The sequence below is a fragment of the Fictibacillus sp. BK138 genome (assembly GCF_004216955.1).
GTDB lineage: Bacteria > Bacillota > Bacilli > Bacillales > Fictibacillaceae > Fictibacillus.
The window spans coordinates 3236035-3257630 of sequence record NZ_SGXL01000001.1; the positions used below are offsets into that span (position 1 = coordinate 3236035).

The following is a 21596-nucleotide window of genomic DNA, read 5'->3' on the forward strand; positions in this document are numbered from 1 at the left end:
AAAAAGAGCTGACTTTTCATCATCTAAAGTCAGCTTCGAAATAATCTTTCCTCTATTTTAATATGTTCCAAATATCTGCTGAGGCTCCCCCAACATACCAGGCGGCAGTACCCCTCAAGTGATACTTCTCCACAAGATCATAGCGAAGTTTCAAGGAATCCTTATCCTCGACCCAGATCTGATGTTTTTCGCCGTTTTCCATAAATTCCACATAATTTTGCGATGTCTTCTCATCCCACATTTTCTTAAGCCCTTTTTCCTGAATAAGCTTTTCTGTTTCAAGTATCGTTCTGTCGATACTTCTTACTTGGCCATTAACATTTGTGACCCATTCACGTGTATAGAACGGTACTCCCAGTACGATTTTATGAGCAGGAACTTCCTTCATCAAAAGCTCGATTCCTTCTCGTGTCCAAGGAATAGACGCAACAGAACCCGCCTTTGGACTGCTTGCCCAATGTTCGTCATATGCCATCATAACAATAAAATCAGCAACTTTTCCCAGACCTGCTCTATCCAAACTGCCGGACCAGAACGGATCTGCATTCTCCCTGCTCACATCAACGGAAACGACAATATCGTGTGGTTGAAGTGCCGTTTTAAGTTCGCGAATAAATACCACATAATCTTGTTTATTCTTAGGATCAATATTTTCAAAATCCACATTAATTCCCTGGCTCTTCGTATGAAGCAAAGACTTTTTTATCAACTCAATCACTTTATGGCGTCTATCAGAATCCGAGAGCATGTAGTCTGTCAGTTGCGGATCGAACCTATTGCCAAAGAGTGGCCACACTTGTTTTCCCGCTTCGGCAGCTGCATTGGCATAGCTCTTATCTGCATTTATGCTGATTAATTCTGTTTTGCTTAAGGTATACCATCTTGGTGAGACTACATCTAATCCATCTATCTTCAGCTGCTTTTTATAAGAATCATCTGTTCCGTTATACTTCCAGCCTAGATTGAAACGATTTACTTCCTCTATATCAACATTCGATTTAGGAATCCACCCTGTCTTACCTCCACCTTCTAAAAGCTGTACCTTGTAAAAGCCTGATGGAACCTTCAGCTCTTGTCCAGTTTCAAGGAAAATAGCCTTTAAACCATTTTGTTTTATAAGGGTATCTGCGGAAACCTGATATAGTCTTGCAATCTTCCATAATGAATCTTTTATGTTAATCCGGTGTGTCAACGTCTCTTGTGGAACCACAAGCTGCTGCCCGATATATAGCCGTGTACCTAGTAAATTGTTTGTAGTTTGAAGCTCACTCACGGTAATTCCATATTGCTTTGCTATGAGATAAAACGTATCTCCCCTCTTAACAGTATGTACTTGAGCTGAAGCAGAAGCTTCCTTTTGTGTAAGGATCGGATATTCTTCACCCTTTACAAGATTCGTTACAATATTTGAATTTAATTTCGGCATTTCATAAATAGATGCTTGATCCGATGAAACGGATCCCACTTTTAAGGTATCTTCCGCATATGAAGTTTTAGCATCATTAAACGATAAAATAAAACCAATCATTAAAACAAAAACAAAATTTTTCACAGTTCCCTCCAGGTGAATCTATTTATCTACCATTTAGATTACCTTCTGAACGAGTGGAACTGAACAGGTACATTGTGGAAAAGGGGTATGTTCCCTCCGCTCCTGACTATAAAAAATCATACCTTCCTGACCATATATAGTCACATGACTAACAACTTCCAACTAGACGATATGACCATTTTTCCTTTTATAGTCTAGTATACAGGCGTCAGTGATTGTTTTTCATATAATGTAGGACAAGTATTTACTTTTTGATTATAAAAGAAAGAAGGGACGAAGAACGTCAATGAATCTTCACATCATGATTTCCGTTTTCGTCTTCCTTATGACTATGTTAGTTATATTTTGGAGACCAAAAGGCATCAACGAGGCTTGGCCAGCCGCAATTGGAGCCTGTATCATACTGATTGCAGGCATAGTGACTCAAGCCGATGTACTTGAAATCCTTCATAAGATTGGCGGAGCATCGATCACCATCATCTCAACCATCGTTATGGCAGTTATTCTTGAAAGCTTTGGTTTTTTTCACTGGTCTGCATCCCGTCTTGCCAGTCTCTCTAAAGGATCCGGATACCGCCTATATTGGTACATCCAGATGTTATGTTTTCTAATGACCCTTTTGTTTAATAATGATGGAAGTATTTTAATAACCACTCCGATACTGATTCTGCTTCTCAAAAATTTCAGGTTAAAACCGCACCATCAAATCCCCTACCTATTGACTGGGGCTCTTACTGCAACAGCATCCAGCACGCCGATCGGAGTAAGCAACATTGTAAATCTCATCTCATTAAAAATAGTCGATATGACCCTCTATATGTATACAGCGATGATGATTGTGCCAGCTACACTAGGCTTACTCTTCATGTCTTCCCTGATGTATGTTCTAGTGAAAAAAAGGCTTCCAAAAAAACTTCCGCATTTGACATATGATATAGAACAGTCCTTTTTCACCAAGAAGTTCCATCCTCTTAAAGGAACGGTAACTGTTGAAACAAAACGCCAGCGAACAAAGTTCATGTTAAAGATCTTATTTTTTGTTCTATTGATCAGGTGCTCAATCTTCATAGCCTCATTCTTGTCTATCCCCATCGAACTTATCGCAGTACTTGGTTCAGTTGTCTTGTTAATATGGAGATGGTACTACCTCAGAACAAACCCTCTGGATATTTTAAAGAAAACCCCTTGGCACATCCTTATCTTTGCTTTTTCAATGTATGTAATCATCTACGGGCTTCATAATACAGGACTTACTGATCTGCTTCTGAAAATTTGCGTGCCGATCGTTGACCAAGGCATGTTTCAGGCAACATTTTTAATGGGCGGTCTGGTTACCATTCTTTCAAATCTATTTAACAACCATCCTGCCCTGCTGATAGGAACAATAACTTTGACAGAGATGAACCTTGATCCTATCACGTTAAAAACAATGTATCTGGCGAGTATTGCAGGCAGTGACATCGGTGCACTATTACTGCCGATCGGGACCCTGGCATCATTAATATGGCTGCATCTTTTGAAGCAGAACAAAATTAAAATAAAATGGAAAGACTATCTGCGGATATCGTTAATAGCGGTGCCTCTCACTTTAGCAGTAACCTTATTATTGCTTTATACATGGGTCCATTTCATTTTTATATTAAGTTGACCGTCTGGGAAAACGTATGAATATTTATAGGAGTCGATTGTAATTGAACCATTTTAGCCGCATGTTAAATAAACAAATAAAACTAAAAATAACCGGACATAGTTTTAAAGGAATTCTAACCGATTTTGGAAATGACATTTTAGTACTTTTTGATGGACAAAAATTTTTCTATATCCCTCTATTGCATGTCCAAAAGGCAGTTCTTATCGAAGGGGATGATCAGGACATAATTAAGCCTGAAGCAATGCCTTTTCCACAAGATGACTCACCCATTTCATACCGAAGTATCTTAACAAATGCTAAAGGGTTGAACACTCAAGTTTATGTCATAGGGAAAAAAACGCTTCACGGGACGATCATTCATGTATTGAGCGATTATTTAGTACTTTATTCACCCGTATATAAACTGATTTATATTCCATTGGCACATTTGAAATGGCTGACTCTTTATGAACAGAATACATCACCCTATTCTGTTCGATTCGAACTTCCTGACACCTCTTCCCTTAGTCGTTCATTCGAGGAACAATTAAAGAAGTTCGAGGGGAAGATTGCAGTTTTTGATATGGGTGAGGATCCAGATAAAATAGGATTGATCAAGAATGGAAAAGGTAACCTGATCGAATTGATCAATGCTAATGGAGAAGCCGTTTATTTTAAGCTGAATCATGTCAAATCGGTATATCTTCCATAAAAAATGTGTTTTTGAATAATAGCTTGAGTCCCCTTTTCACGCGGCGACTCAATGCTTTTTTTTTCCAATAAGAGCAAAACACTTCTTGCAAACGATTTATGTAGTATAAAATAGACGTATACACGAATTGTTTTATTACGCAAACCTAAAGGGGAAAATGATTATGATACAAAGTACTTTCAACAATAAAGTTCTTTCTATTCTAGAAGATAAAATACAAGTGATAAAAAAAGGAGAAGGAGCCATCTACTTGGTCGGACCTATAAGGCTCCCTGTTAATCTGAATGGTGAAACCGTTGTGTTCAAATGGTACAGCTGGCTGGAGGGCTGTGAACACACCGACAACTTTGAAGAGATTATTAAAAAATTGTCTTCATCAAACCTGGCCGAATATCAGCAATCCAGTGTTTTAGTATACGGTGACTTTGAATACAGCGAAGATGCACTCATTCGTATGCACTCTATTTGTCATACTGGAGATATTTTTGGCAGCAAGCGCTGTGACTGCGGCTATCAGCTTAAGCAGTCCATGAAAATGATCACCGAACATGGTACAGGCGCGTTGTTTTATCTAGCAAACCATGAAGGACGCGGAATCGGTCTGTTCAGTAAAGCGATGGCTTATGTCCTGCAAGAAAATGGACAAGATACGGTAGAAGCAAATGAAAGTTTAGGTTTTGTAGATGATTCCAGAAACTATGATGATGCCATTGAAGTTTTAAAAGCTTTACGTACAAAACCTGTTACTTTAATTACGAACAATCCTAAGAAACTTGATGCATTGATAAAAGCAGGATTGCCTGTTTCAGGCCGAACACCGATCTGGGGAGATATCTCTGAGTTCAATGAAAAATACCTCCAAACCAAGATACAACGATCCGGCCACTTAGAAGACGAAGGGACCTTTCCAGATGAGCAGTCATGAATTCTATATGAAACTGGCGTTAGATAATGCTATGGCTATGAAAGGCCAGACAGATCCTAACCCTCTTGTAGGTTCTGTGATTGTGAATGAGAACCGGATCGTAGGAGTGGGAACGCATCTCAAAGCCGGTGAACCTCATGCGGAGATCCACGCCTTACGAATGGCCGGTGAGAAAGCCCGTGGCGGAACCATCTATGTTACACTTGAACCTTGTTCACATCACGGGAGAACGGGACCGTGTGCCGTTGCAATCGTAGAAGCGGGTATCAAGAAGGTTGTGATTGCATCACTCGATCCTAATCCTCTCGTTTCTGGACGTGGCGTTAGAATACTAGAAGATGCCGGCATTGAGGTTGAAGTCGGTATACTTGAAGAAAAATCCCGTAAGATGAATGAAGTGTTTAATAAATTCATTGTACAAAAAATCCCATTTGTTACTCTAAAGTCAGGAATAACACTCGACGGTAAGATTGCGAGTCATACGAATAACAGCAAATGGATCACATCCGCTGAAGCAAGACAGGATGTTCATAAGCTCCGAAACGAAAATCAAGCCATTCTCGTTGGAGTAAATACAGTGATCCATGATGATCCTGAACTGACAACAAGGATACCAAACGGCCGTAATCCAATACGAGTGATTATGGATTCAACACTCAAAATCCCTTTAGGGTCAAAAGTACTTAACGATCAACAAGCTGAAACATGGGTTTTTACTACTGAAAACCATGATAAAAAAAAGAAAGAGCGTATTGAAGAACTTGGAGCTAAAGTATTCATTACCAATACCTCACAAGTAAATCCGGTTCGTGTGCTTGAAATATTAGGAGAGAACCTTGTTTCTTCCCTTCTAATTGAAGGTGGCGGTACGATAAACGCAGCTTTTCTTGAGAACAGGCTTGTCGATAAAACTATTTTTTATATGGCGCCGAAATTGATCGGCGGCAAGGGATCTCCTTCATTCTTTGGAGGCACAGGAATTGATAAAATGGCAGATGCCATTGAATTGACTGATCTGCACGTTACTCAAATCGGTCCAGATTTTAAATTTACCGGTTATCCAAAATACAATTAAGAGGTTTTGCCCATGCGATTAGGTTTTGATATTGACGATACTTTAATAAGCTTACGAGAACATGCTTTTCATATTTATAATAGAAAGCTGAAACAAGATCTTCCCATTGATGTTTTTCATACGATTAAGACGTTAGAGATTCATGAGCCGTTCGGACTTTCAAAACAGGAAGGCAACCAATTATGGATCGATTCCATGGAAGAAATCTATTTCAGTGATTGCCCAGCATATCCTGATGCAGTAGAAGTGCTCCAAGAGCTTCATAAGCAGGGCCATGAAATTTACTATATTACAGCTAGACCTGCTAAACATTGTGAACAAACAAAAAATTGGGTAGAAAAAGCTGGTTTTCCTGTAGAAGAAGGCAGATTCTTTTGTGGTATGAAGGATGAAGAAAAGATACATACCATTAAAGAGCTGAATTTAGATTACTATTTTGACGACAAACCTAATGTATTAGAGACTCTTACGAGTGAATCTGTTCAGCTATATGTGAGGGGTCAGTCTTATAATCAGCATCTGGAGTTTCCTCGATTAACAAATTGGACGGAATTAAAAGAGATTATAAAAAAACATAATACGAGCAAATAGTGCGCTTCTGTGCGTACTATTTTTTTGTTTAAATATCTTCAATAAGTAGGCACACGCACTCTCTTTAGACCCACATTCTTCATACCTTATGATAATGACATGAATTTTTTTGTTGCAGAAGAATGGCGGTGAAACAATTTGATTGAAATAAAAAAATCAAGATACGGCAGAGGAATTTTTGCTACGCGTACTATTCAAAAAGGCGAAATGATTCACCAGGCACCTGTCATTGTATGCCCTGGTGATCAATATAGAAAACTGAAAAATACTGTACTGCGTAACTATTACTTTAACTGGGGAAAGAATTATGATCATGTAGCGATTGCCCTCGGATATGGGTCATTGTTTAACCACTCTTATTCTCCTAATGCTATGTTTGAGAATAACCTTAAAGAAGAAACGGTTGATTTCGTAGCACTTAAAACAATTAAAGCTGGCGAAGAAATTTTTGTGAATTATAATGGCGACCCTGACGACAAAGGACCACTGTGGTTCGATGTTTGGTGAATGAATAATAAAAAAACAAACAGTCCGCTTCATAAGGAGGCCACTGAAAAAGTCCATCATAGAAGATTTGAGGCGGTGATCTCCGCTCCAGGGTACATGCTTTCCGCGGGACGGGCGGTGAGCCCCCTGCCGCTACCCGCCAAAAGGGGTCTCACTTGTCCCACTTCTCCCGCCGGAGTCAGTACCCTTCCGCTCCAATCACTACATGTTTGTATCACAAAATTCAAAAGAAGGGTCAAACCATCTCGCATTTACGAGATGGTTTGATTTTTTCTGTAATACAAAATCCTATACGTGTAGGTGTTAATGGATGATTCTAAAGCACCAGTCATGGAACTTAGTCCTTAAAAGGACAAAAAAGGACTTCGCAAATGAATTCCATGCGAAGTCCTTTTTTTTTTACTAATTTCCTGCATAAGCGTGCTGTTTTCACCTTTTATCTAAAATATGCGCAGGGAATTGAAATGAAAAGGCTGTACCTTTTTTTAGTTCACTCGAAATCTGAACTGTTCCATTCATCGCTCTTATGACGCTAAATGCCACCATCATACCAAGGCCAGTGCCTTTGGCGCCCTTTGTTGAGTAATAGGGCTCTCCTAAACGGTTTATCTGTTCCTTTGTCATGCCTATACCTGTATCTTTTATTTCTATCGTTACGAGATTATTATCTTGTTCCACATTTATCGTTAATTGACCTCCATGAGGCATGGACTCTATCCCATTCTTTATTACATTCAACATACATTGCCGAAATTTTTGCCTGTCACCTAATACACATGCAGATGATGAAAATTGGCTCGAGATCAGAACGGAATGCTGATTTGCTGTTGGGATCAATATGGATATGATTTGATTAAGTTCTTGTTCAACGTTTAATTCTTCCATAGAATCAATCGTGGGTTTTGAAAAAGTTAGATAGTCTTGTATAACCTGTTCTGCAGAATCGAGGCCATTTCGTATTAAACTCAAGTATTCTTTTTGTTTCTCAGGAGTTATGGCTTCCTTTTCTAAAAGCTGGACAAATCCTTTTGATACAGTTAAAGGATTTCTGATTTCATGTGAAATTGCAGCACCCATTTGTTCGACAGCTGCCAATTTTTCCGATTTAAACAACTGCTGTCTCATCATCAGATTCGATCTGACAAATTCAATAGTACTCGAAGTGATCAGCATACCCACCGATGGAATAACTAGAAAAGCGAAGTAAGCATCAAAGCGGTTCAAATTGATATTAACTATTTCCATCGTAGCGATAGTTGCTAAACTAGTAATTAAGGTTATACTTACCGAGATGATAATTCTCTTTTTTGGACTCTGTTTCCAAAACACGGGATAAACACGCCACAACAATATGGCTAGGGGTCCATATATTAAGACATTTAAAAAGAACCCGGTGTCTATACCATGCAGACCTCTTAACAATATGATTGCCAATGAAAGAATAGGCCCGATTCCCATGTAAAGACCGCCGAGGATAACAGGTAATTCTCTCAAATCAAAACGAGTTGTATCAGTAAGTTCGTAGGCAAGCGCAATACATGCCCAAACCGCTGCAATCCCACAAACGATCGCTGCTCTTTTAGAGATTAAAGCGGGATCTTTTCTTTTTAACGACCAGAGAATACATATGAAAATAAAAATGAGCAATAGAGACAAGTTAAACAATAAATGCTGGGTAATCTCCAATTCATTCACCATCCATTAGACCTATTACTGAAAATATTACATTTAGTTCCAAAGAATGACAATAGAATTATTGATTAATACTTTTACTTTCAAAAAAATTATTAAAATGTTTATCGGAGGATGCAAAAGATGATGCTTTTCTTATTACTATGTTTGATCACAGCAGGACTTATTATTGAAGTCATACAAAAAAGAGTTTTAAAAATCAAAGACCCTGATATCGAAGAACTTTGGGCAGAATTAGAAAACAGAAAATGGTATGAAGAATTAATCAGTGATCCTAAATTAAAAGAATGGGTTTTACTTGATAAACAAAACGGACTCTTAAAAGACCCTTATTATGTCCGCAAAATAATAGAAAGTGAAGGACACCGGCTAGGATTTGTTAGCTATATAAAAAATAAAGCTAAATAAAATTACCTCGTACACCTTAATCCCAAAAAGAAACCAGCAAGCTTCAGCATGCTGGTTTTTTAAACAATTGTTTAATTAAGAATACGATCTAATGCTCTCAATCGCCTGTTTCACGTTTGCGAATGTTTTTATAGAAGTGAAGTCAATTCCCTCTGAAACAGCATTGATCGCCAGTTCCGGACGAAGACCTGTTACGAGTACATCAATTCCTAACAAACCCAGCACTCTGTACACATTAAAGATATTAGCCGCCACTTCAGTATCAATGGCAACAATTCCTGAAAAATCTATGATAAGCCGTTCAATATTCATTTCTGGTATTTTTGGCAGTACACCATTCATCAAATGTTCCGTTCTGTCAGCATCAATTGAACCGATTAATGGCAACACTGCTAGACCGTCCTGAATCGGAACGATAGGTGTAGATAATTCCCTTAGTTCTTTTTTTGCATTTGATAAAAGCTCCTCTGAACGTCTTTCAAATGCAAGTACCGTCTCATTTATACTGACATCGAGCATGTGGTGGACTCGTTTAAGAATTAATACAACGTCTTTTGTGTTCAATCCATGTTCCAAACTGATATCCATTATAAAATCCGCAAATACCATACGAGTATCAGGGTAACGAATCAGAATATCAGAAATTCTATTATGTTTAGCTGCGGTCTTCTCTCCATTATCTCTGCTCCATTCAACAAGTTTATCTGGAACAGATCCTTCTTTGCAGTCAATGGATTCACTTAAGAATTCCAGAAATTCTGCATACACCTTTTTTGCTTGTAAAATATCATTTGGAGGAACTTGAAAACCAAACTTTTTAATAATATCATCAACGATTTTATTAGCTAGAAGGTCAGCGTTTTCTTTTAGATAATTGGCAACCGTTAATGTCGCTTCCATTACTTTCACTCTCCGCATCAATATAGTTTTAATATATCAGTTTCTTTTTATTGTAACATTAAAAAACCATAAACTGCCTAAACTGTGAAAATAATATAAGATTCTATGCACTTATTCGAATTCGTCCTAACTCCATGTAAGAATTGTTAACTTAATGTAAATCTTATAGGTATTCGGTTGAAATTTGAAAGAAGTCATGTTATTTTTGTTTTCGAAAGTCGATATTGGGTTTCGAAATTAAGGAAGGTGGCGCAATGGAAGAAAAGGTTTTACGAAAACTATTCCTAGGGTTTATACAAATACACATCCTGCACCACGCAAAAGAACATCCCATCTATGGAGTATGGATGTTAGAGGAGCTTAAAGAGCATGGCTACAATATTAGTACCGGCACTCTTTATCCCATCCTGCACAGCATGGAATCTGACGGCCTTTTAAATAAAGAAGAAAAAAATGTGGAAGGTAAAATCCGAAAGTACTATTCTTCCACAGAAAAAGGCAACCTGGTGCTAGTTGAAGCAAGAAAAAAAGCTTACGAACTTTTCAAAGAAATAAAGGATTAATAGAGGTGAAAAAACATGAAGCAAGAACAAAATCGTTTTAAAGCATTACTAGAAATACTCTTGGTCTCAACAAGGCTTGGCTTAACTTCTTTTGGCGGGCCCATTGCACACTTAGGGTACTTTCACGAAGAATATGTAAGAAAAAGAAAATGGCTGGATGAAAAAAGCTATGCTGATCTTGTTGCACTGTGCCAGTTTTTACCCGGACCAGCGAGCAGCCAGGTAGGTATAGGAATTGGTGTTATGCGCGGAGGCGTCTTAGGAGGAATCATTTCTTTCATCGGGTTTACACTGCCTTCTGTTATCGCGCTTATTCTATTTGCACTCGTTTTAGAAGGACTTAATATTAGTAATCTCAGCTGGATACATGGTTTAAAAATTGTTGCTGTCGCAGTTGTCGCACATGCAATACTTGGCATGGCTGAAAAATTAACTCCTGATTTAAAACGAAAGACCATCGCTTTGTTAGCATTAGTCGTTACACTTCTTTGGCAAACAGCTTTTTCACAAGTTGGAGTCATTTTTGTTGCTGGTCTTTTAGGTTTCCTCTTATACCGCCAGCAAGCAGAAAGTGAAGATACAGAATTTAAATTCCCTGTCTCACGCACATTTGCAGTGATTTGTTTAACACTGTTCTTTGGCTTGCTTATTCTTCTACCAATTATAAGAGAAGCAACATCGATCAGCTGGATTGCATTCTTTGACAGCTTTTACCGCTCAGGTTCCTTAGTATTTGGCGGCGGACATGTCGTCTTGCCTTTATTGGAACGTGAATTTGTTCCAACAGATTGGATCAGTGAAGAAGCATTCTTAGCTGGATATGGTGCTGCTCAAGCTGTACCTGGACCTTTATTTACCTTTGCAGCCTATCTCGGTGCAGTAATGAATGGATGGCAAGGAGGATTATTAGCAACGTTTGCAATCTTCCTTCCTGCGTTCCTCCTAATCTTAGGCACACTTCCCTTTTGGAATATGCTGCGCCGAAATCCAAAGATTAAAGGAGCATTAATGGGTGTAAATGCGGCTGTTGTGGGGATACTGATTTCAGCTTTCTATAAACCAATTTGGACGAGTACGATCTTGAAACCAATTGATTTTGCTTTTGCAGCCGTACTCTTCAGCATGCTGGTTTATTGGAAGCTTCCACCATGGATTATTGTTGTAACAGGTGCTATTGGCGGATTGTTGATGACCTCATTATAATAAGCAAAAATGCCCAAGCAATAGTGCTTGGGTATTTTCTTTTTTATTGGCTTCGGGATATATGAAATGCTTACTAAAATTGCGCTAAACAAATTCTAACTAGCTCATTTTATTTATTAGGTAAATCACAAACAAAATCGCCATAACTAATAAACTGACAACCAAAGAACAAGATAATAGAATGATTAGATTTTTAGATGCCCGAAAGGTTTGCTGGTTAATCTGATATCTCTTTCTCATATAATCATAGGATGTAAAGACGATGATTGTTGTTCCTAATAAAAAGGCTAGAGCACCTACCATGATAGCGACCATATCTGCTGTGTCTGAAATTTCATCTTGAAGCGTAAAATGAAGATTTACTATAACAAATCCGATTCCAACAACTGCAATTGCCGTTCTAACCCAAGCAAGATATGTACGTTCATTTGCTAAATGCTGCTGAATATATTTTGAATCAACGGTTTGGTCTTCCTTCTTATTAAACATTTGTTTATTTCACCTCAATGTTTTTCATTGAAACATTCTTGTGTATACAATTATAGACTCCTTGTTTCTTAATAACAAAATGACAGCTTATATCTTTCAGTTTGTATAAATTCTGACGAAATTATATGTGAAAATATAAAAGATAAACCCTCACTGATCAGTGAGGGTTTATAAAATGTGTTGTGAACTGATATTTTTACACACAGCATTTATTGTCTTTTTTTTTCATCTTCACAACAAGATTCTTCTCCGCTCTTAACTTCTTTAATCTCAATGCTGCAGCATTCATTTTCTTTTTTATCACCTAAAAGTATTTTGATAAAGCTCATCTTCTTCACCTCCTTTCAAAAAAGAAACTTAAACAAGATAGAATATAAAACCCGAGACTGTAGACATCGTGATAACTGAGAGTAAAAATGTAATAACTAACTCCTTTTTAAAAATTGATTTTAAGAGTACGACCTCTGGTAAACTAGCACCTGCCGAACTGATCATCAAAGCCATAACTGGTCCCAGCGCCATCCCTTTTGCAATCAATACTTGGGAGATTGGAATCATACTGGAAAGCCTGATGTATAATGGAATTCCGACTATTGCAGCTATTGGAACGATCCACCAATTATCTCTTCCAAATGTACCGGCAATCCAATTCATAGGCACTAGACCATGAATGATGGCGCCTATTGCTGCTCCTAATATAAGATAAGGATAAACACTCTTCATCAATCCAAGCGTCTCCCTCAGTGCGGCTCTCACGTCAAACTTTTTGGACTCTTCTTTATAACCCGTCATCACCACGTTTTTCACTGATTTCTCAAATCCAAAAGCTTCTAATGCGAAACCAATTATGACAGAAAAAACTGCGGTTATAATGGTGTAGATTATCGTAACTTTCCAGCCAAGCATAACCCCCATTATGGTAATGATTGTTGGGTCTAATACTGGAGATGAGAACAAGAAAATCATTACAATGGAAAACGGCATCTTATTTTTCAGCATGGTTACGACAACCGGAATGGTAGAGCATGAACAAAACGGTGTAATAAAGGCAAAGGTCAGTGCAAAAACGGCAGCTAATCCTCTGTTCTTTCCACTCAGATATTTCTCTACTTTGTCGTATGGAACATACGACTGAAGCAGGTTGATAACAAATGAGATCACCACAAATAGTACGGTGAGTTCTAATGCAATGCTTAAAAAACTTTTAAACGTTTCCATCCACATGATTCTCTTCTCCTTTTCGATCAAGCACAGCACACTTGGTTATTTTGAACGGCTGCTTTTCTTTTAAATAGATTTCTAAAAAACAATTTTTTCTTTTCTTCTATCTGAAGTTTCCAATGTTGGCTGCTCACTTTTTCTAACTCTTTCCGTTGATTTTGCAAGATGTATTCAAGGTAATAATGGTTCATAGACGCATCCTCCTTTTATATCAAAAAAATTTGTTTTATACATCAAAAAAAATTGATGTTTTGTTCAAAAATGAAATACTACAAATTGTAGTACTCATTTAACAACAAGATGGCAAGAACACACAACATAACTGATCAGATAAAAGACCTTTGATTTCCTTAATGTTCAAAGAGTAATAGTTCCAGGTCCCTCTTTTTTCTTTTTGAATTAAGTCGGCTTCTAATAAAATCTTTAAATGATAAGATAGTTTTGATTGTGGCATATCAATCAAAGGTGTCAGGTCGCAAACACAAACACTTTCTTTTAGAGCTAAAATATTTATGATTTGAAGCCTCTGCTGATCGGCTAATGCCTTGAATTTTTGTTCATACTTTTCAAAGTCTGGATTTGCTGCTGAATTCATGTTGTTTAATAAGGGTATTTCTTTTTTCATTTTTAATCACTCCTAACATCAAAATTATTTGATGTAATTTCATTATATCCTTTATTTACTAATTTGCAACTATTAAATCAAAAAAAATTGATTTAATTCTCTTCACAACTTCTTCATAACTCATTTTTATAATAAAGCAGTATCGGGGTTTTTATCTCTTAATTTTAATGGGCAACCTACAAACAGAAGGAGGAATATAAATGAAGCTGAAAATCAACCTATTCGCAACTTTGCTGATAGCATTCTCACTTACTCTTACGGCTTGTGGCAACAACGAAAAAGAAAATCCAAAAGAAAAAACAAATGAAGAAATGGACCATGGCAGTATGGATCATTCAGGTTCTGGTGAAGTGCCGAAAGGTTTAAAAGAAGCTAAAGATCCTGCTTTTCCAGTTGATAGCAAGGCTATCATTAAAGCCGATCACATGAAAGGCATGGATGAGGCTGAAGCAACGATTGTTGGAGCTTATGATACTACTGTTTATACGGTATCTTACACACCAACCACTGGCGGAAAAAAAGTGACCCATCATAAATGGGTTATACATGAAGAGCTTAAGGATCCAGGAGATCAGCCATTAAAGCCAGGAGCTGAAGTTACACTTAACGCCGACCATATGAAAGGTATGAAAGGTGCTAAGGCTACTATAGATTCAGCAGAACAAACAACAGTTTATATGGTTGATTACACACCAACCACTGGCGGTGAAAAAGTAACAAACCATAAATGGGTAACAGAAAGCGAATTATCAGCTGAATGATAAAAAAAGTCTCCCGCGCTGGAGACTTTTTTTATTTAGGAAAACGAATATGGACTTCAGTACCTTTACCAAGTTCACTTTCAATCCATATTTGGCCGTCGAGAGCTTCAATTATCCTTTTAACAATAGTTAAACCAATTCCGCTACCGCCATATTCTCTATTTCTTGACTTCTCGCTTCTGTAGAAGCGTTCAAACACTTGATCGAGTTCATCTTTTGGGATCCCTTTTCCTGTATCCTTTACCGTAATATGAACATGATTAAATTCTTCCACAGCTGTAACCGTTACGTACCCGCTTGCAGGAGTATAGGTTAATGCATTGCTTAAAAGATTGATAAACACCTGAGTCATCCGCTTTGCATCCGTCCTTAATTCAATGGGAGCGCTAGATATTCTTTCAAGTATGACACCTTTCTGTACATATGTGGCCGATACAGCGTCGATACTTTTGTCTATCAGTTTATTTATATCCTCTTCCTTAAGATCAAGGACAGATTGCGGAGATTCCATTTCGGTAAGGTGTTCTAGGTCTTGTACTAATAGTATCAGCCTTTCTATTTCTTCTTTAAGCGAGTGGAGCCTCTCACGCGTCGGCTGAAAAACACCGTCCTCAAAGGCTTCGAGATGACTTTTGATGGTTGCGAGGGGCGTTCGTAACTCATGGGCAATATCTGAAGTCATATTTTTCCGAGCTGATTCTTGTCGTTGTAGTTGAGATGCTAAATGGTTTAGAGACATACCGAGTTCATTCAATTCATCGTTTCCTAGTGTTTTCACTCTTGCCTGAAGGTCTCCCCTTGTCATTTTTTCTGCTGCCTTTCTCATTAATATGAGTGGTTTTGTTAGGTTTTTTGCAACAAAATAACTAATGATACAGACTAAGAGAATTGCTCCAATAGAAGTCCAAATGATAGAGCTTAACAATGCTTTTTCAAAATGGTGTGTCAATGGTCGTATACTATTAAAGTCAGGTACATCTTCTTTAAACATGTTTAGATGATAATGTACTTCCAGCATGATGATAATACTTGCAATAATAAGAATAGATGAAGCAGCAAACACAAAACTAACCGTTAATCTTGCATGCAGTCCTCTAAACATGAGAACCCCCTCCTGTAAACTTATACCCCATCGCAAATACGGTAACGATATATTTGGGTGCTTTTGGATTATTTTCAATCTTGTGACGTAAGTTCTTCACATGTTGATCGATCGTTCGTGTGCCGCCTTCATAATCAAATCCCAGTATCTTTTCAATTAATTCATCTCTAGAGAAGATTCGGTTTGGGTGTCTTGCAAAAGTAATCAACAATTTGAATTCATTTGGAGTGAGGTTTACTAGCTGCCCCTTTACAAACACCTCTTGTTTGTCAGATGCTATCTTAAGTTCACCATCGTTATATGTAATCTGTTCAGCTAATAATTCTCCCTCCCCTGAACGTCGTAAGATTGTTTTCACTCTCAAAACAAGCTCACGGGGACTAAACGGTTTTATCATATAATCATCTGCACCTATGGATAACCCTTTAATTCGATCTTCCTCACTTATTTTTGCAGTCAGCATTAGGATCGGAACACTGAATTGCCTCCGTATCGTTTCGCATATTTCTTCTCCGCTCATATCCGGCAACATTAAATCAAGTACGACCAGATCCACAGTCTTAGTAGATATATAATGAAGAGCATCCTTTCCGTTAGACGCTTCTAGAGTCAGAAACCCATCTTTCTTTAAATAAGAAGAGACCACTTCCCTTAATTTTGGTTCATCATCAACAATTAAAATGGTTTTCATTTAATGTCTCCTCCTCATTTTCTAGCAATATTATTCCTAATCATAGCAAAAAGCACGCCAAGAGCATGCTTTTTTGATGAAGATTTAAACACTTGTTTAATTTAAGAGGTATTCACCTAGAGCTAGTCTCCTTCTTATTACAATCCTCTTTGCTTCATATTTTTGCTGCTTCCTCTAAAATAAACAACAACTGGAATCAGTAATAGTGACAATAAACCACCAGCAAATGATAATACTGCATAACTGGAGTATGCAACAACTATTCCAGACATAGCTCCTCCAGAGGCACCCGCTAATGCAATCAATACATCTATGTTTCCTTGAGTTTTAGCCCGGGTTGAAGAATCTGTAGAATCCACTACTATAGTAGTGCCGCTAATCAATCCGAAATTCCAGCCTAGTCCTAATAAAGAAAGAGCAATAATAAGAAAGAACATAGAGTCACCTGGTGCGTTCGCTGCTATTAAACCCGCAAGCAGTAAAGTGATTCCTGAAGCAATAACCATTGGAGTACGTCCAATTTTATCAACAAGGACACCTGTAACAAGTGAAGGCAGATACATCGAACCGATATGAACACCGATAACTAGCCCTATTTCGCTAAGTCCGTGTCCATGGTGTTTCATATGAACAGGAGTCATCGTCATGATTGCAATCATCACAAGCTGTGTAAGAATCATGACAGCAGCACCGATTGCAATGCCTCTTCTATGGTTTGAATGATTACTTCTAGTTATTGATGCTTCATAAACTTTCTTGCTTATATTAGCTTCCATCATTTGTATGATTAAGAAAGGATCTGGACGGAGCATAAGAAAAATTATAAGACCCGCTATAATAAATGCCGTTCCAGATAAGATGAAAGGTCCTGCAAGGGCAGCAACATTAATGGATGATGCAAAATCCCCCATCACACCAACTAAATTTGGACCTACAAAAGCACCAACTGTTGTTGAAACTAAAATAATACTAATCGCCGTCGCACGCTGGTTTTCATGTGCTAAATCAGTACCTGCATAACGAGCTTGTAAATTTGTAGCTGTACCCGCACCGTATATAAATAGAGAACCAAATAAAAGCAAAAGGCTGTTTGTTATAGCAGAAATCACAACACCTAATGCTCCTAATCCCCCCACCAGAAATCCAATTGTTAATCCTGTTCGGCGTCCATACCGTTGAGAAAGACGCCCCACTATAAACGCAGCCGCTGCTGAGCCGATTGTAAAAAGAGCAGCCGGCAAACCTGAAAATGCATCTGTCCCCATCATTTGCTGCGCAAGAAGAGCACCAACAGTAATTCCAGCAGCGAGTCCAGCCCCGCCAAAGATCTGTGAAATACCTACAACGAACAATGTTTTCTTATATATCTGTTTTGATTTTTTAGATGAGATGCTGTTTCCTTGATGAAGTGTTTCTATTTTGTCATTTAGCATACTTATACATCCCCTGTCTTAATGCAAGCAATCTTAACAACGTTCTTCGCATTCTCTATATCCTCTTCTTTCACTTTTAACAGGATACAGGATGATGATATTTCAAGTTTAAAGAGAATTCCAAATCTACTTAATGATTGTTGTGCCTTAAATGACTCACCAGGACTTATCGTTAAATGGACTAAAAATAACGGATTTTTTTTAAACCAAGACATACGACCCTCTCCCGAATAAGTTACCTTTCTTTCATTCTATTCGTAATTGGAATATAATAAAAATGCATATTTGTAATATTTACTATACGGTTTCGTTATGGAAAGAGGAGAAACCCATGGATTTTTATCAGCTTAAAACGTTCTATCATGTTGCAAAACAAAAAAGTTTTACACGAGCTGCCAATGAACTCTCAATTAGTCAACCTGCTGTTTCAAGACAAATAGAATCAATGGAACAAAAGTTTGGATTAACCCTTTTCCACCGCGTAGGAAGGGAGATTAAACTGACCGATTCTGGTTTGGTCTTATTTGAAATGGCAGAAAAAATTCTCTCTTTAGTAGGTAAAACGGAGTCTGTAATGGAAGGCATGAAAAATCTAGAAAGTGGATCAATCGTGGTTGGTGCTAGTACTACAATCGGGAACTACTTAATGGCTCCAATTGTCATCAACTTTATGAAAAAGTATCCGGGTGTAAGCATTAAATTAGAAATCCAGCCAACGGATGAAATTCTTATTAAGGTGAAAAACAATTTACTTGATATAGCTATAATTCCTGAAGTACCTGTCATTACATCGGTAATCAACGAGATACTACTATAGGATGAGATTGTCTTGATCGCAAGGAAGAATCACCCCCTTACGAAGAAGAAAAATTTAAAACTTGAAGACATAATAAATGAGAAGTTTGTTATGAGAGGACAAGATTCAAATACACGTAAAACGATTGAGAAGCATCTAAAACAACATAAGGTTCATCTTCACAAATATATTGAACTAGACTCAACTGAAGCGATCAAACAAGCTGTTTTGACCGGAGAATACATTAGTTTCGTTTCTAAAAGAACCATTCAGATGGAAACAAAATTTGGAGAGATTCAAGTATTAGAAGGTTCAGACTTAAAGGTTTTCAGAAACTTTCATATTGTCCGGCATAAAGAGACCTTCCCTAGTCCTGCAGCAGATGCCTTTATTCGATTTATTAATCATGACTCCTGTGTTATTTAAGAAAATATGGCTCTCCATACTGATGAAAATAAAGCGTTATTTTTAAATTGTCATAATTCAGGAGTTATAAAATCTATTAAAGTGTTACTATATGGATATATGTGTATAAGAACAATGAAAGGTGGTCTAAAGCAGCTATGGATTTTTTAGGACCTACTCTTTTGATCGTTATAGGAATTATATTCTCTTTACTCTTTGTCTTTTTCATAAAGAAGATATCCAGAAAACAAGAAGAACGTGCAGATCAATTTGAACAAGAAGTACTTGCTTCAGACTGGTCAAAATCATCTCGAAAAAACAAGTAAAAATAAAAAAACAGTGCATGAACGCACTGTTTTTTTGTTTCTCTGTTAATTTTTTCTCACCATAAACCAACGTAAAAAAGAGGTCTTAGATCGATTAGTTTTTAGTTGCAATGTCCTTCATCTTGGCACCCTATCGCTTCATCGTCTACTTGGATCGTTGTGTGATGAATTTGGAAGTCATCATGCAAGATCTTTTTAACCCTTTTTAATACATCTTGATAATCTGCGGATGGTTCTCTGACCACATGACAGCTGAGTGCCGGAAAATCAGAAGTAATGGACCAAACATGTAGATCATGTACCTCTTTTACATCAGGTATGTTCATGATAGTTTCCTTTACCTTTGAAACATCAATATTTAACGGTGTTCCTTCCATCAAGATATGGAAGGAATCTTTCGTTACTCTCCAACCACTTATGATGATTAAAATAGCAACTACGATACTCGCGATCGGGTCTGCGATACTCCAGCTAAGAAACATGATAAGAAGAGCGGCAACAATCGCTCCAACTGAACCTAACATGTCACCTAGTACATGCAAAAAGGCGCTACGCACATTCAAGTTCTCATCCTTATCGCCTTTCATCAAAATGTAGGCAGCAGCAATGTTAACCAACAGTCCGATAATGGAGATGATTAACATACCTGTACTCACCACTTCAGGGGGATCCACGATTCGGTGATATGCCTCCCAGAAGATATAAAGAGAAATTAGAATTAGTGTAATTCCATTTAAGAAAGCGGCTAGAATCTCAAACCGTTTGTAACCAAACGTCTTGGACTGCGTCGCTTTTCGTTGTCCCATCGTAAGAGCTAAAAAACTAAGCCCAAGTGCAGCTGCATCACTTAACATATGTCCTGCATCGGAAAGTAAAGCAAGACTGTTCGTCCAGAGGCCACCAATGATCTCTACAATCATGAATCCAGCAATTAAGAAAAAGGACCATTTTAAAGCTTTTTTATTGTTACTTCCATGGTGGTGATGGCCGTGATTGTGATCATGAGAGTGCCCCATTCCTTTTCACCTCTAATATATGAATATATGCTCATATATATTATGTCAAAGCAAATTAAATATTGCAAATATATTCTGAATACAACTTAGTATCAAGAAATCACTATCTTTAGCGATTTTTAGTGAATCAATCTTAATACTATATAGGTTATCAATAGCCCCTCAAGATATACGCCATCTAATTGGTACAAAATACTTCTGAATTCATTTTCCTAGTGAAAATTAAAAGCACCCCAGATAGAGTGCTTTTAAACATTTGTTTAATTTTAGAGGTACTTCCGATGTACCGTCTTCCCATCAAACGTGAACAGAACAGGCTTCTGCTCGATCCTCGTCTCCATATGAACTGGACGTCCCCAGAGGTGATGAACGTGCGGCAGCACTTTCTCCAGATACTTCACATCGAGTTCCATATCTTCATAACTATGATTGAGATATAGCTCCCCATTTTTCATATAATCTGCGTCATTTACTGTGATATACGGAAACCCACCGTTTACCCTCATACTCACTAGCTGATCACGAACTTCTTCCCACTGCTTATCGACAATTTTATATTCCTTCCCCTGTTTTTGGAAAAGGTACATGTCTTCTCTTTGAGCAAGATCTTTAGTTAGATAGTTTCGTATGAACGACATGTCAGATTCAAGTTCACGAACCTCGAACATTTTTTCACGTCCTGAACCTGGTTTGACGCCTTGTCTGATCAGTTCTTCATTTGGGTTGTTGTAGCGTTCTTCGATGTCTTTGAATATCTGTAACCCTAGGTAATATGGATTGATAGATGTCTTCGATGGCTGAACTACCCCAGCGTTCAGTTTCGCAAATTCAATCGTCTCATGAGAGGTTAAGTCCATTTCTTGCAGGATCTTGGCGTGCCAGTAGCTAGCCCAGCCTTCGTTCTCCTAAGGATCTTAGATTATCCTTAACGTCTTGATGACTATTGTTTGTTAAACTTCTAACTCATTTATTA

General features: G+C 37.7%; 23 protein-coding genes and 2 pseudogenes. 12 read left to right on the forward strand and 13 right to left on the reverse strand.

The genetic code is table 11. From position 1 onward, the window contains the following. Positions 1-52 precede the first annotated feature (52 nt). On the reverse strand, positions 53-1552 hold the full coding sequence (locus EV282_RS16280; RefSeq protein WP_242611895.1) for a LysM peptidoglycan-binding domain-containing protein: 1500 nt from the start codon (positions 1550-1552) through the stop codon (positions 53-55). A gap of 286 nt (positions 1553-1838) precedes the next feature. On the opposite strand from EV282_RS16280, the gene EV282_RS16285 reads away from it, so the two are divergent. The 6 genes from EV282_RS16285 to EV282_RS16310 all read left to right on the forward strand — a co-directional run bounded on the left by EV282_RS16285 (position 1839) and on the right by EV282_RS16310 (position 6992). Further along, positions 1839-3200: an arsenic transporter gene (locus tag EV282_RS16285; RefSeq protein WP_130296797.1), complete on the forward strand. Its 1362-nt coding sequence runs from the start codon at positions 1839-1841 to the stop codon at positions 3198-3200. 43 nt (positions 3201-3243) lie between these two features. After that, entirely contained in the window at positions 3244-3894 is a 651-nt protein-coding gene (locus tag EV282_RS16290) for a DUF2642 domain-containing protein (RefSeq protein WP_130296798.1), read from the forward strand. Between the two features lie 163 nt (positions 3895-4057). After that, entirely contained in the window at positions 4058-4819 is a 762-nt protein-coding gene (locus tag EV282_RS16295; protein ID WP_130296799.1) for a GTP cyclohydrolase II, read from the forward strand. Continuing rightward, the gene (gene ribD / locus EV282_RS16300; RefSeq protein ID WP_130296800.1) at positions 4806-5894 is read left to right on the forward strand and encodes a bifunctional diaminohydroxyphosphoribosylaminopyrimidine deaminase/5-amino-6-(5-phosphoribosylamino)uracil reductase RibD; all 1089 of its coding nucleotides are present in this window, start codon (positions 4806-4808) and stop codon (positions 5892-5894) included. The genes EV282_RS16295 and ribD overlap by 14 nt, the downstream gene beginning before the upstream one ends. Before the next feature lie 12 nt (positions 5895-5906). Then, positions 5907-6485 (forward strand): 5' nucleotidase, NT5C type, encoded by a 579-nt coding sequence (locus tag EV282_RS16305; protein ID WP_130296801.1) that lies wholly within the window; start codon positions 5907-5909, stop codon positions 6483-6485. Between the two features lie 138 nt (positions 6486-6623). Next, positions 6624-6992, forward strand: coding sequence for an SET domain-containing protein (locus tag EV282_RS16310; RefSeq protein ID WP_242611896.1), 369 nt, complete (start codon positions 6624-6626; stop codon positions 6990-6992). A 429-nt stretch (positions 6993-7421) separates the two neighbouring features. On the opposite strand, the gene EV282_RS16315 is transcribed toward EV282_RS16310, so the two are convergent. Further along, positions 7422-8678 (reverse strand): sensor histidine kinase, encoded by a 1257-nt coding sequence (locus tag EV282_RS16315; RefSeq protein WP_130296802.1) that lies wholly within the window; start codon positions 8676-8678, stop codon positions 7422-7424. 129 nt (positions 8679-8807) lie between these two features. On the opposite strand from EV282_RS16315, the gene EV282_RS16320 reads away from it, so the two are divergent. Further along, a complete protein-coding gene (locus EV282_RS16320) occupies positions 8808-9092 on the forward strand; it encodes a hypothetical protein (protein WP_130296803.1) in 285 nt (94 codons plus the stop codon). Between the two features lie 75 nt (positions 9093-9167). Here EV282_RS16320 and EV282_RS16325 read toward each other — a convergent pair whose 3' ends face one another. Then, the gene (locus tag EV282_RS16325; protein WP_130296804.1) at positions 9168-9992 is read right to left on the reverse strand and encodes an STAS domain-containing protein; all 825 of its coding nucleotides are present in this window, start codon (positions 9990-9992) and stop codon (positions 9168-9170) included. 254 nt (positions 9993-10246) lie between these two features. Here EV282_RS16325 and EV282_RS16330 point away from each other — a divergent pair, with 254 nt between their 5' ends. Together EV282_RS16330 and EV282_RS16335 are read left to right on the forward strand one after the other, a co-directional pair. After that, a complete protein-coding gene (locus EV282_RS16330) occupies positions 10247-10555 on the forward strand; it encodes a PadR family transcriptional regulator (protein WP_130296805.1) in 309 nt (102 codons plus the stop codon). 15 nt (positions 10556-10570) lie between these two features. Next, positions 10571-11758, forward strand: coding sequence for a chromate transporter (locus tag EV282_RS16335; RefSeq protein WP_130296806.1), 1188 nt, complete (start codon positions 10571-10573; stop codon positions 11756-11758). 99 nt (positions 11759-11857) lie between these two features. On the opposite strand, the gene EV282_RS16340 is transcribed toward EV282_RS16335, so the two are convergent. The 4 genes from EV282_RS16340 to EV282_RS16350 form a co-directional block, all read right to left on the reverse strand. Then, complete coding sequence (locus EV282_RS16340) at positions 11858-12247, reverse strand: YidH family protein (RefSeq protein WP_130296807.1); 390 nt, start codon at positions 12245-12247, stop codon at positions 11858-11860. Between the two features lie 357 nt (positions 12248-12604). Beyond that, positions 12605-13471, reverse strand: coding sequence for a permease (locus EV282_RS16345; protein ID WP_130296808.1), 867 nt, complete (start codon positions 13469-13471; stop codon positions 12605-12607). Positions 13472-13491: 20 nt separating this feature from the next. Continuing rightward, positions 13492-13659 carry a hypothetical protein gene (locus EV282_RS20360; RefSeq protein WP_165389504.1) on the reverse strand — a complete coding sequence of 56 codons (168 nt, stop codon included), beginning with the start codon at positions 13657-13659 and terminating at the stop codon, positions 13492-13494. A gap of 98 nt (positions 13660-13757) precedes the next feature. Continuing rightward, positions 13758-14093, reverse strand: a complete 336-nt coding sequence (locus tag EV282_RS16350; protein ID WP_130296809.1) for an ArsR/SmtB family transcription factor — start codon at positions 14091-14093, stop codon at positions 13758-13760. Positions 14094-14293: 200 nt separating this feature from the next. Between EV282_RS16350 and EV282_RS16355 the strand changes: the two genes are divergently transcribed. Beyond that, the gene (locus tag EV282_RS16355) at positions 14294-14854 is read left to right on the forward strand and encodes a YdhK family protein (protein WP_130296810.1); all 561 of its coding nucleotides are present in this window, start codon (positions 14294-14296) and stop codon (positions 14852-14854) included. Positions 14855-14885: 31 nt separating this feature from the next. Here EV282_RS16355 and EV282_RS16360 read toward each other — a convergent pair whose 3' ends face one another. The 4 genes from EV282_RS16360 to EV282_RS16375 all read right to left on the reverse strand — a co-directional run bounded on the left by EV282_RS16360 (position 14886) and on the right by EV282_RS16375 (position 18295). Next, the gene (locus EV282_RS16360) at positions 14886-15956 is read right to left on the reverse strand and encodes a sensor histidine kinase (protein ID WP_130296811.1); all 1071 of its coding nucleotides are present in this window, start codon (positions 15954-15956) and stop codon (positions 14886-14888) included. Then, positions 15949-16647: a response regulator transcription factor gene (locus EV282_RS16365; protein ID WP_130296812.1), complete on the reverse strand. Its 699-nt coding sequence runs from the start codon at positions 16645-16647 to the stop codon at positions 15949-15951. Before EV282_RS16365 ends, EV282_RS16360 begins: the two co-directional genes overlap by 8 nt. 137 nt (positions 16648-16784) lie before the next feature. After that, entirely contained in the window at positions 16785-18080 is a 1296-nt protein-coding gene (locus EV282_RS16370) for an MFS transporter (protein WP_130296813.1), read from the reverse strand. Positions 18081-18082: 2 nt separating this feature from the next. Then, the gene (locus EV282_RS16375) at positions 18083-18295 is read right to left on the reverse strand and encodes a hypothetical protein (RefSeq protein WP_130296814.1); all 213 of its coding nucleotides are present in this window, start codon (positions 18293-18295) and stop codon (positions 18083-18085) included. Between the two features lie 116 nt (positions 18296-18411). Between EV282_RS16375 and EV282_RS20535 the strand changes: the two are divergent. Beyond that, a pseudogene (locus EV282_RS20535) lies at positions 18412-19302 on the forward strand (LysR substrate-binding domain-containing protein). A 137-nt stretch (positions 19303-19439) separates the two neighbouring features. After that, entirely contained in the window at positions 19440-19607 is a 168-nt protein-coding gene (locus EV282_RS20365) for a hypothetical protein (RefSeq protein ID WP_165389507.1), read from the forward strand. Positions 19608-19708: 101 nt separating this feature from the next. Here the strand turns inward: EV282_RS20365 and EV282_RS16390 are convergent, their stop codons facing one another. Next, positions 19709-20623, reverse strand: coding sequence for a cation diffusion facilitator family transporter (locus tag EV282_RS16390; RefSeq protein ID WP_130296817.1), 915 nt, complete (start codon positions 20621-20623; stop codon positions 19709-19711). A gap of 266 nt (positions 20624-20889) precedes the next feature. Continuing rightward, a pseudogene (locus EV282_RS16395) lies at positions 20890-21525 on the reverse strand (SpoVR family protein); the annotation flags it as partial. Positions 21526-21596: the final 71 nt, after the last annotated feature.

What these genes read in the sequence shown, in the direction of transcription:
- EV282_RS16320 (WP_130296803.1), top strand. Translation starts at nt 8,808, where the DNA reads ATGATGCTTTTCTTATTACTATGTTTGATCACAGCAGGACTTATTATT.
- EV282_RS16375 (WP_130296814.1), bottom strand. Translation starts at nt 18,295, where the DNA reads ATGTCTTGGTTTAAAAAAAATCCGTTATTTTTAGTCCATTTAACGATA.
- EV282_RS16305 (WP_130296801.1), top strand. Translation starts at nt 5,907, where the DNA reads ATGCGATTAGGTTTTGATATTGACGATACTTTAATAAGCTTACGAGAA.
- EV282_RS16325 (WP_130296804.1), bottom strand. Translation starts at nt 9,992, where the DNA reads ATGGAAGCGACATTAACGGTTGCCAATTATCTAAAAGAAAACGCTGAC.
- EV282_RS16365 (WP_130296812.1), bottom strand. Translation starts at nt 16,647, where the DNA reads ATGAAAACCATTTTAATTGTTGATGATGAACCAAAATTAAGGGAAGTG.
- EV282_RS16370 (WP_130296813.1), bottom strand. Translation starts at nt 18,080, where the DNA reads ATGCTAAATGACAAAATAGAAACACTTCATCAAGGAAACAGCATCTCA.
- EV282_RS20360 (WP_165389504.1), bottom strand. Translation starts at nt 13,659, where the DNA reads ATGAACCATTATTACCTTGAATACATCTTGCAAAATCAACGGAAAGAG.
- EV282_RS16345 (WP_130296808.1), bottom strand. Translation starts at nt 13,471, where the DNA reads ATGTGGATGGAAACGTTTAAAAGTTTTTTAAGCATTGCATTAGAACTC.
- ribD (WP_130296800.1), top strand. Translation starts at nt 4,806, where the DNA reads ATGAGCAGTCATGAATTCTATATGAAACTGGCGTTAGATAATGCTATG.
- EV282_RS16340 (WP_130296807.1), bottom strand. Translation starts at nt 12,247, where the DNA reads ATGTTTAATAAGAAGGAAGACCAAACCGTTGATTCAAAATATATTCAG.
- EV282_RS16295 (WP_130296799.1), top strand. Translation starts at nt 4,058, where the DNA reads ATGATACAAAGTACTTTCAACAATAAAGTTCTTTCTATTCTAGAAGAT.
- EV282_RS16330 (WP_130296805.1), top strand. Translation starts at nt 10,247, where the DNA reads ATGGAAGAAAAGGTTTTACGAAAACTATTCCTAGGGTTTATACAAATA.
- EV282_RS16355 (WP_130296810.1), top strand. Translation starts at nt 14,294, where the DNA reads ATGAAGCTGAAAATCAACCTATTCGCAACTTTGCTGATAGCATTCTCA.
- EV282_RS20365 (WP_165389507.1), top strand. Translation starts at nt 19,440, where the DNA reads ATGGATTTTTTAGGACCTACTCTTTTGATCGTTATAGGAATTATATTC.
- EV282_RS16285 (WP_130296797.1), top strand. Translation starts at nt 1,839, where the DNA reads ATGAATCTTCACATCATGATTTCCGTTTTCGTCTTCCTTATGACTATG.
- EV282_RS16390 (WP_130296817.1), bottom strand. Translation starts at nt 20,623, where the DNA reads ATGGGGCACTCTCATGATCACAATCACGGCCATCACCACCATGGAAGT.
- EV282_RS16360 (WP_130296811.1), bottom strand. Translation starts at nt 15,956, where the DNA reads ATGTTTAGAGGACTGCATGCAAGATTAACGGTTAGTTTTGTGTTTGCT.
- EV282_RS16350 (WP_130296809.1), bottom strand. Translation starts at nt 14,093, where the DNA reads ATGAAAAAAGAAATACCCTTATTAAACAACATGAATTCAGCAGCAAAT.
- EV282_RS16335 (WP_130296806.1), top strand. Translation starts at nt 10,571, where the DNA reads ATGAAGCAAGAACAAAATCGTTTTAAAGCATTACTAGAAATACTCTTG.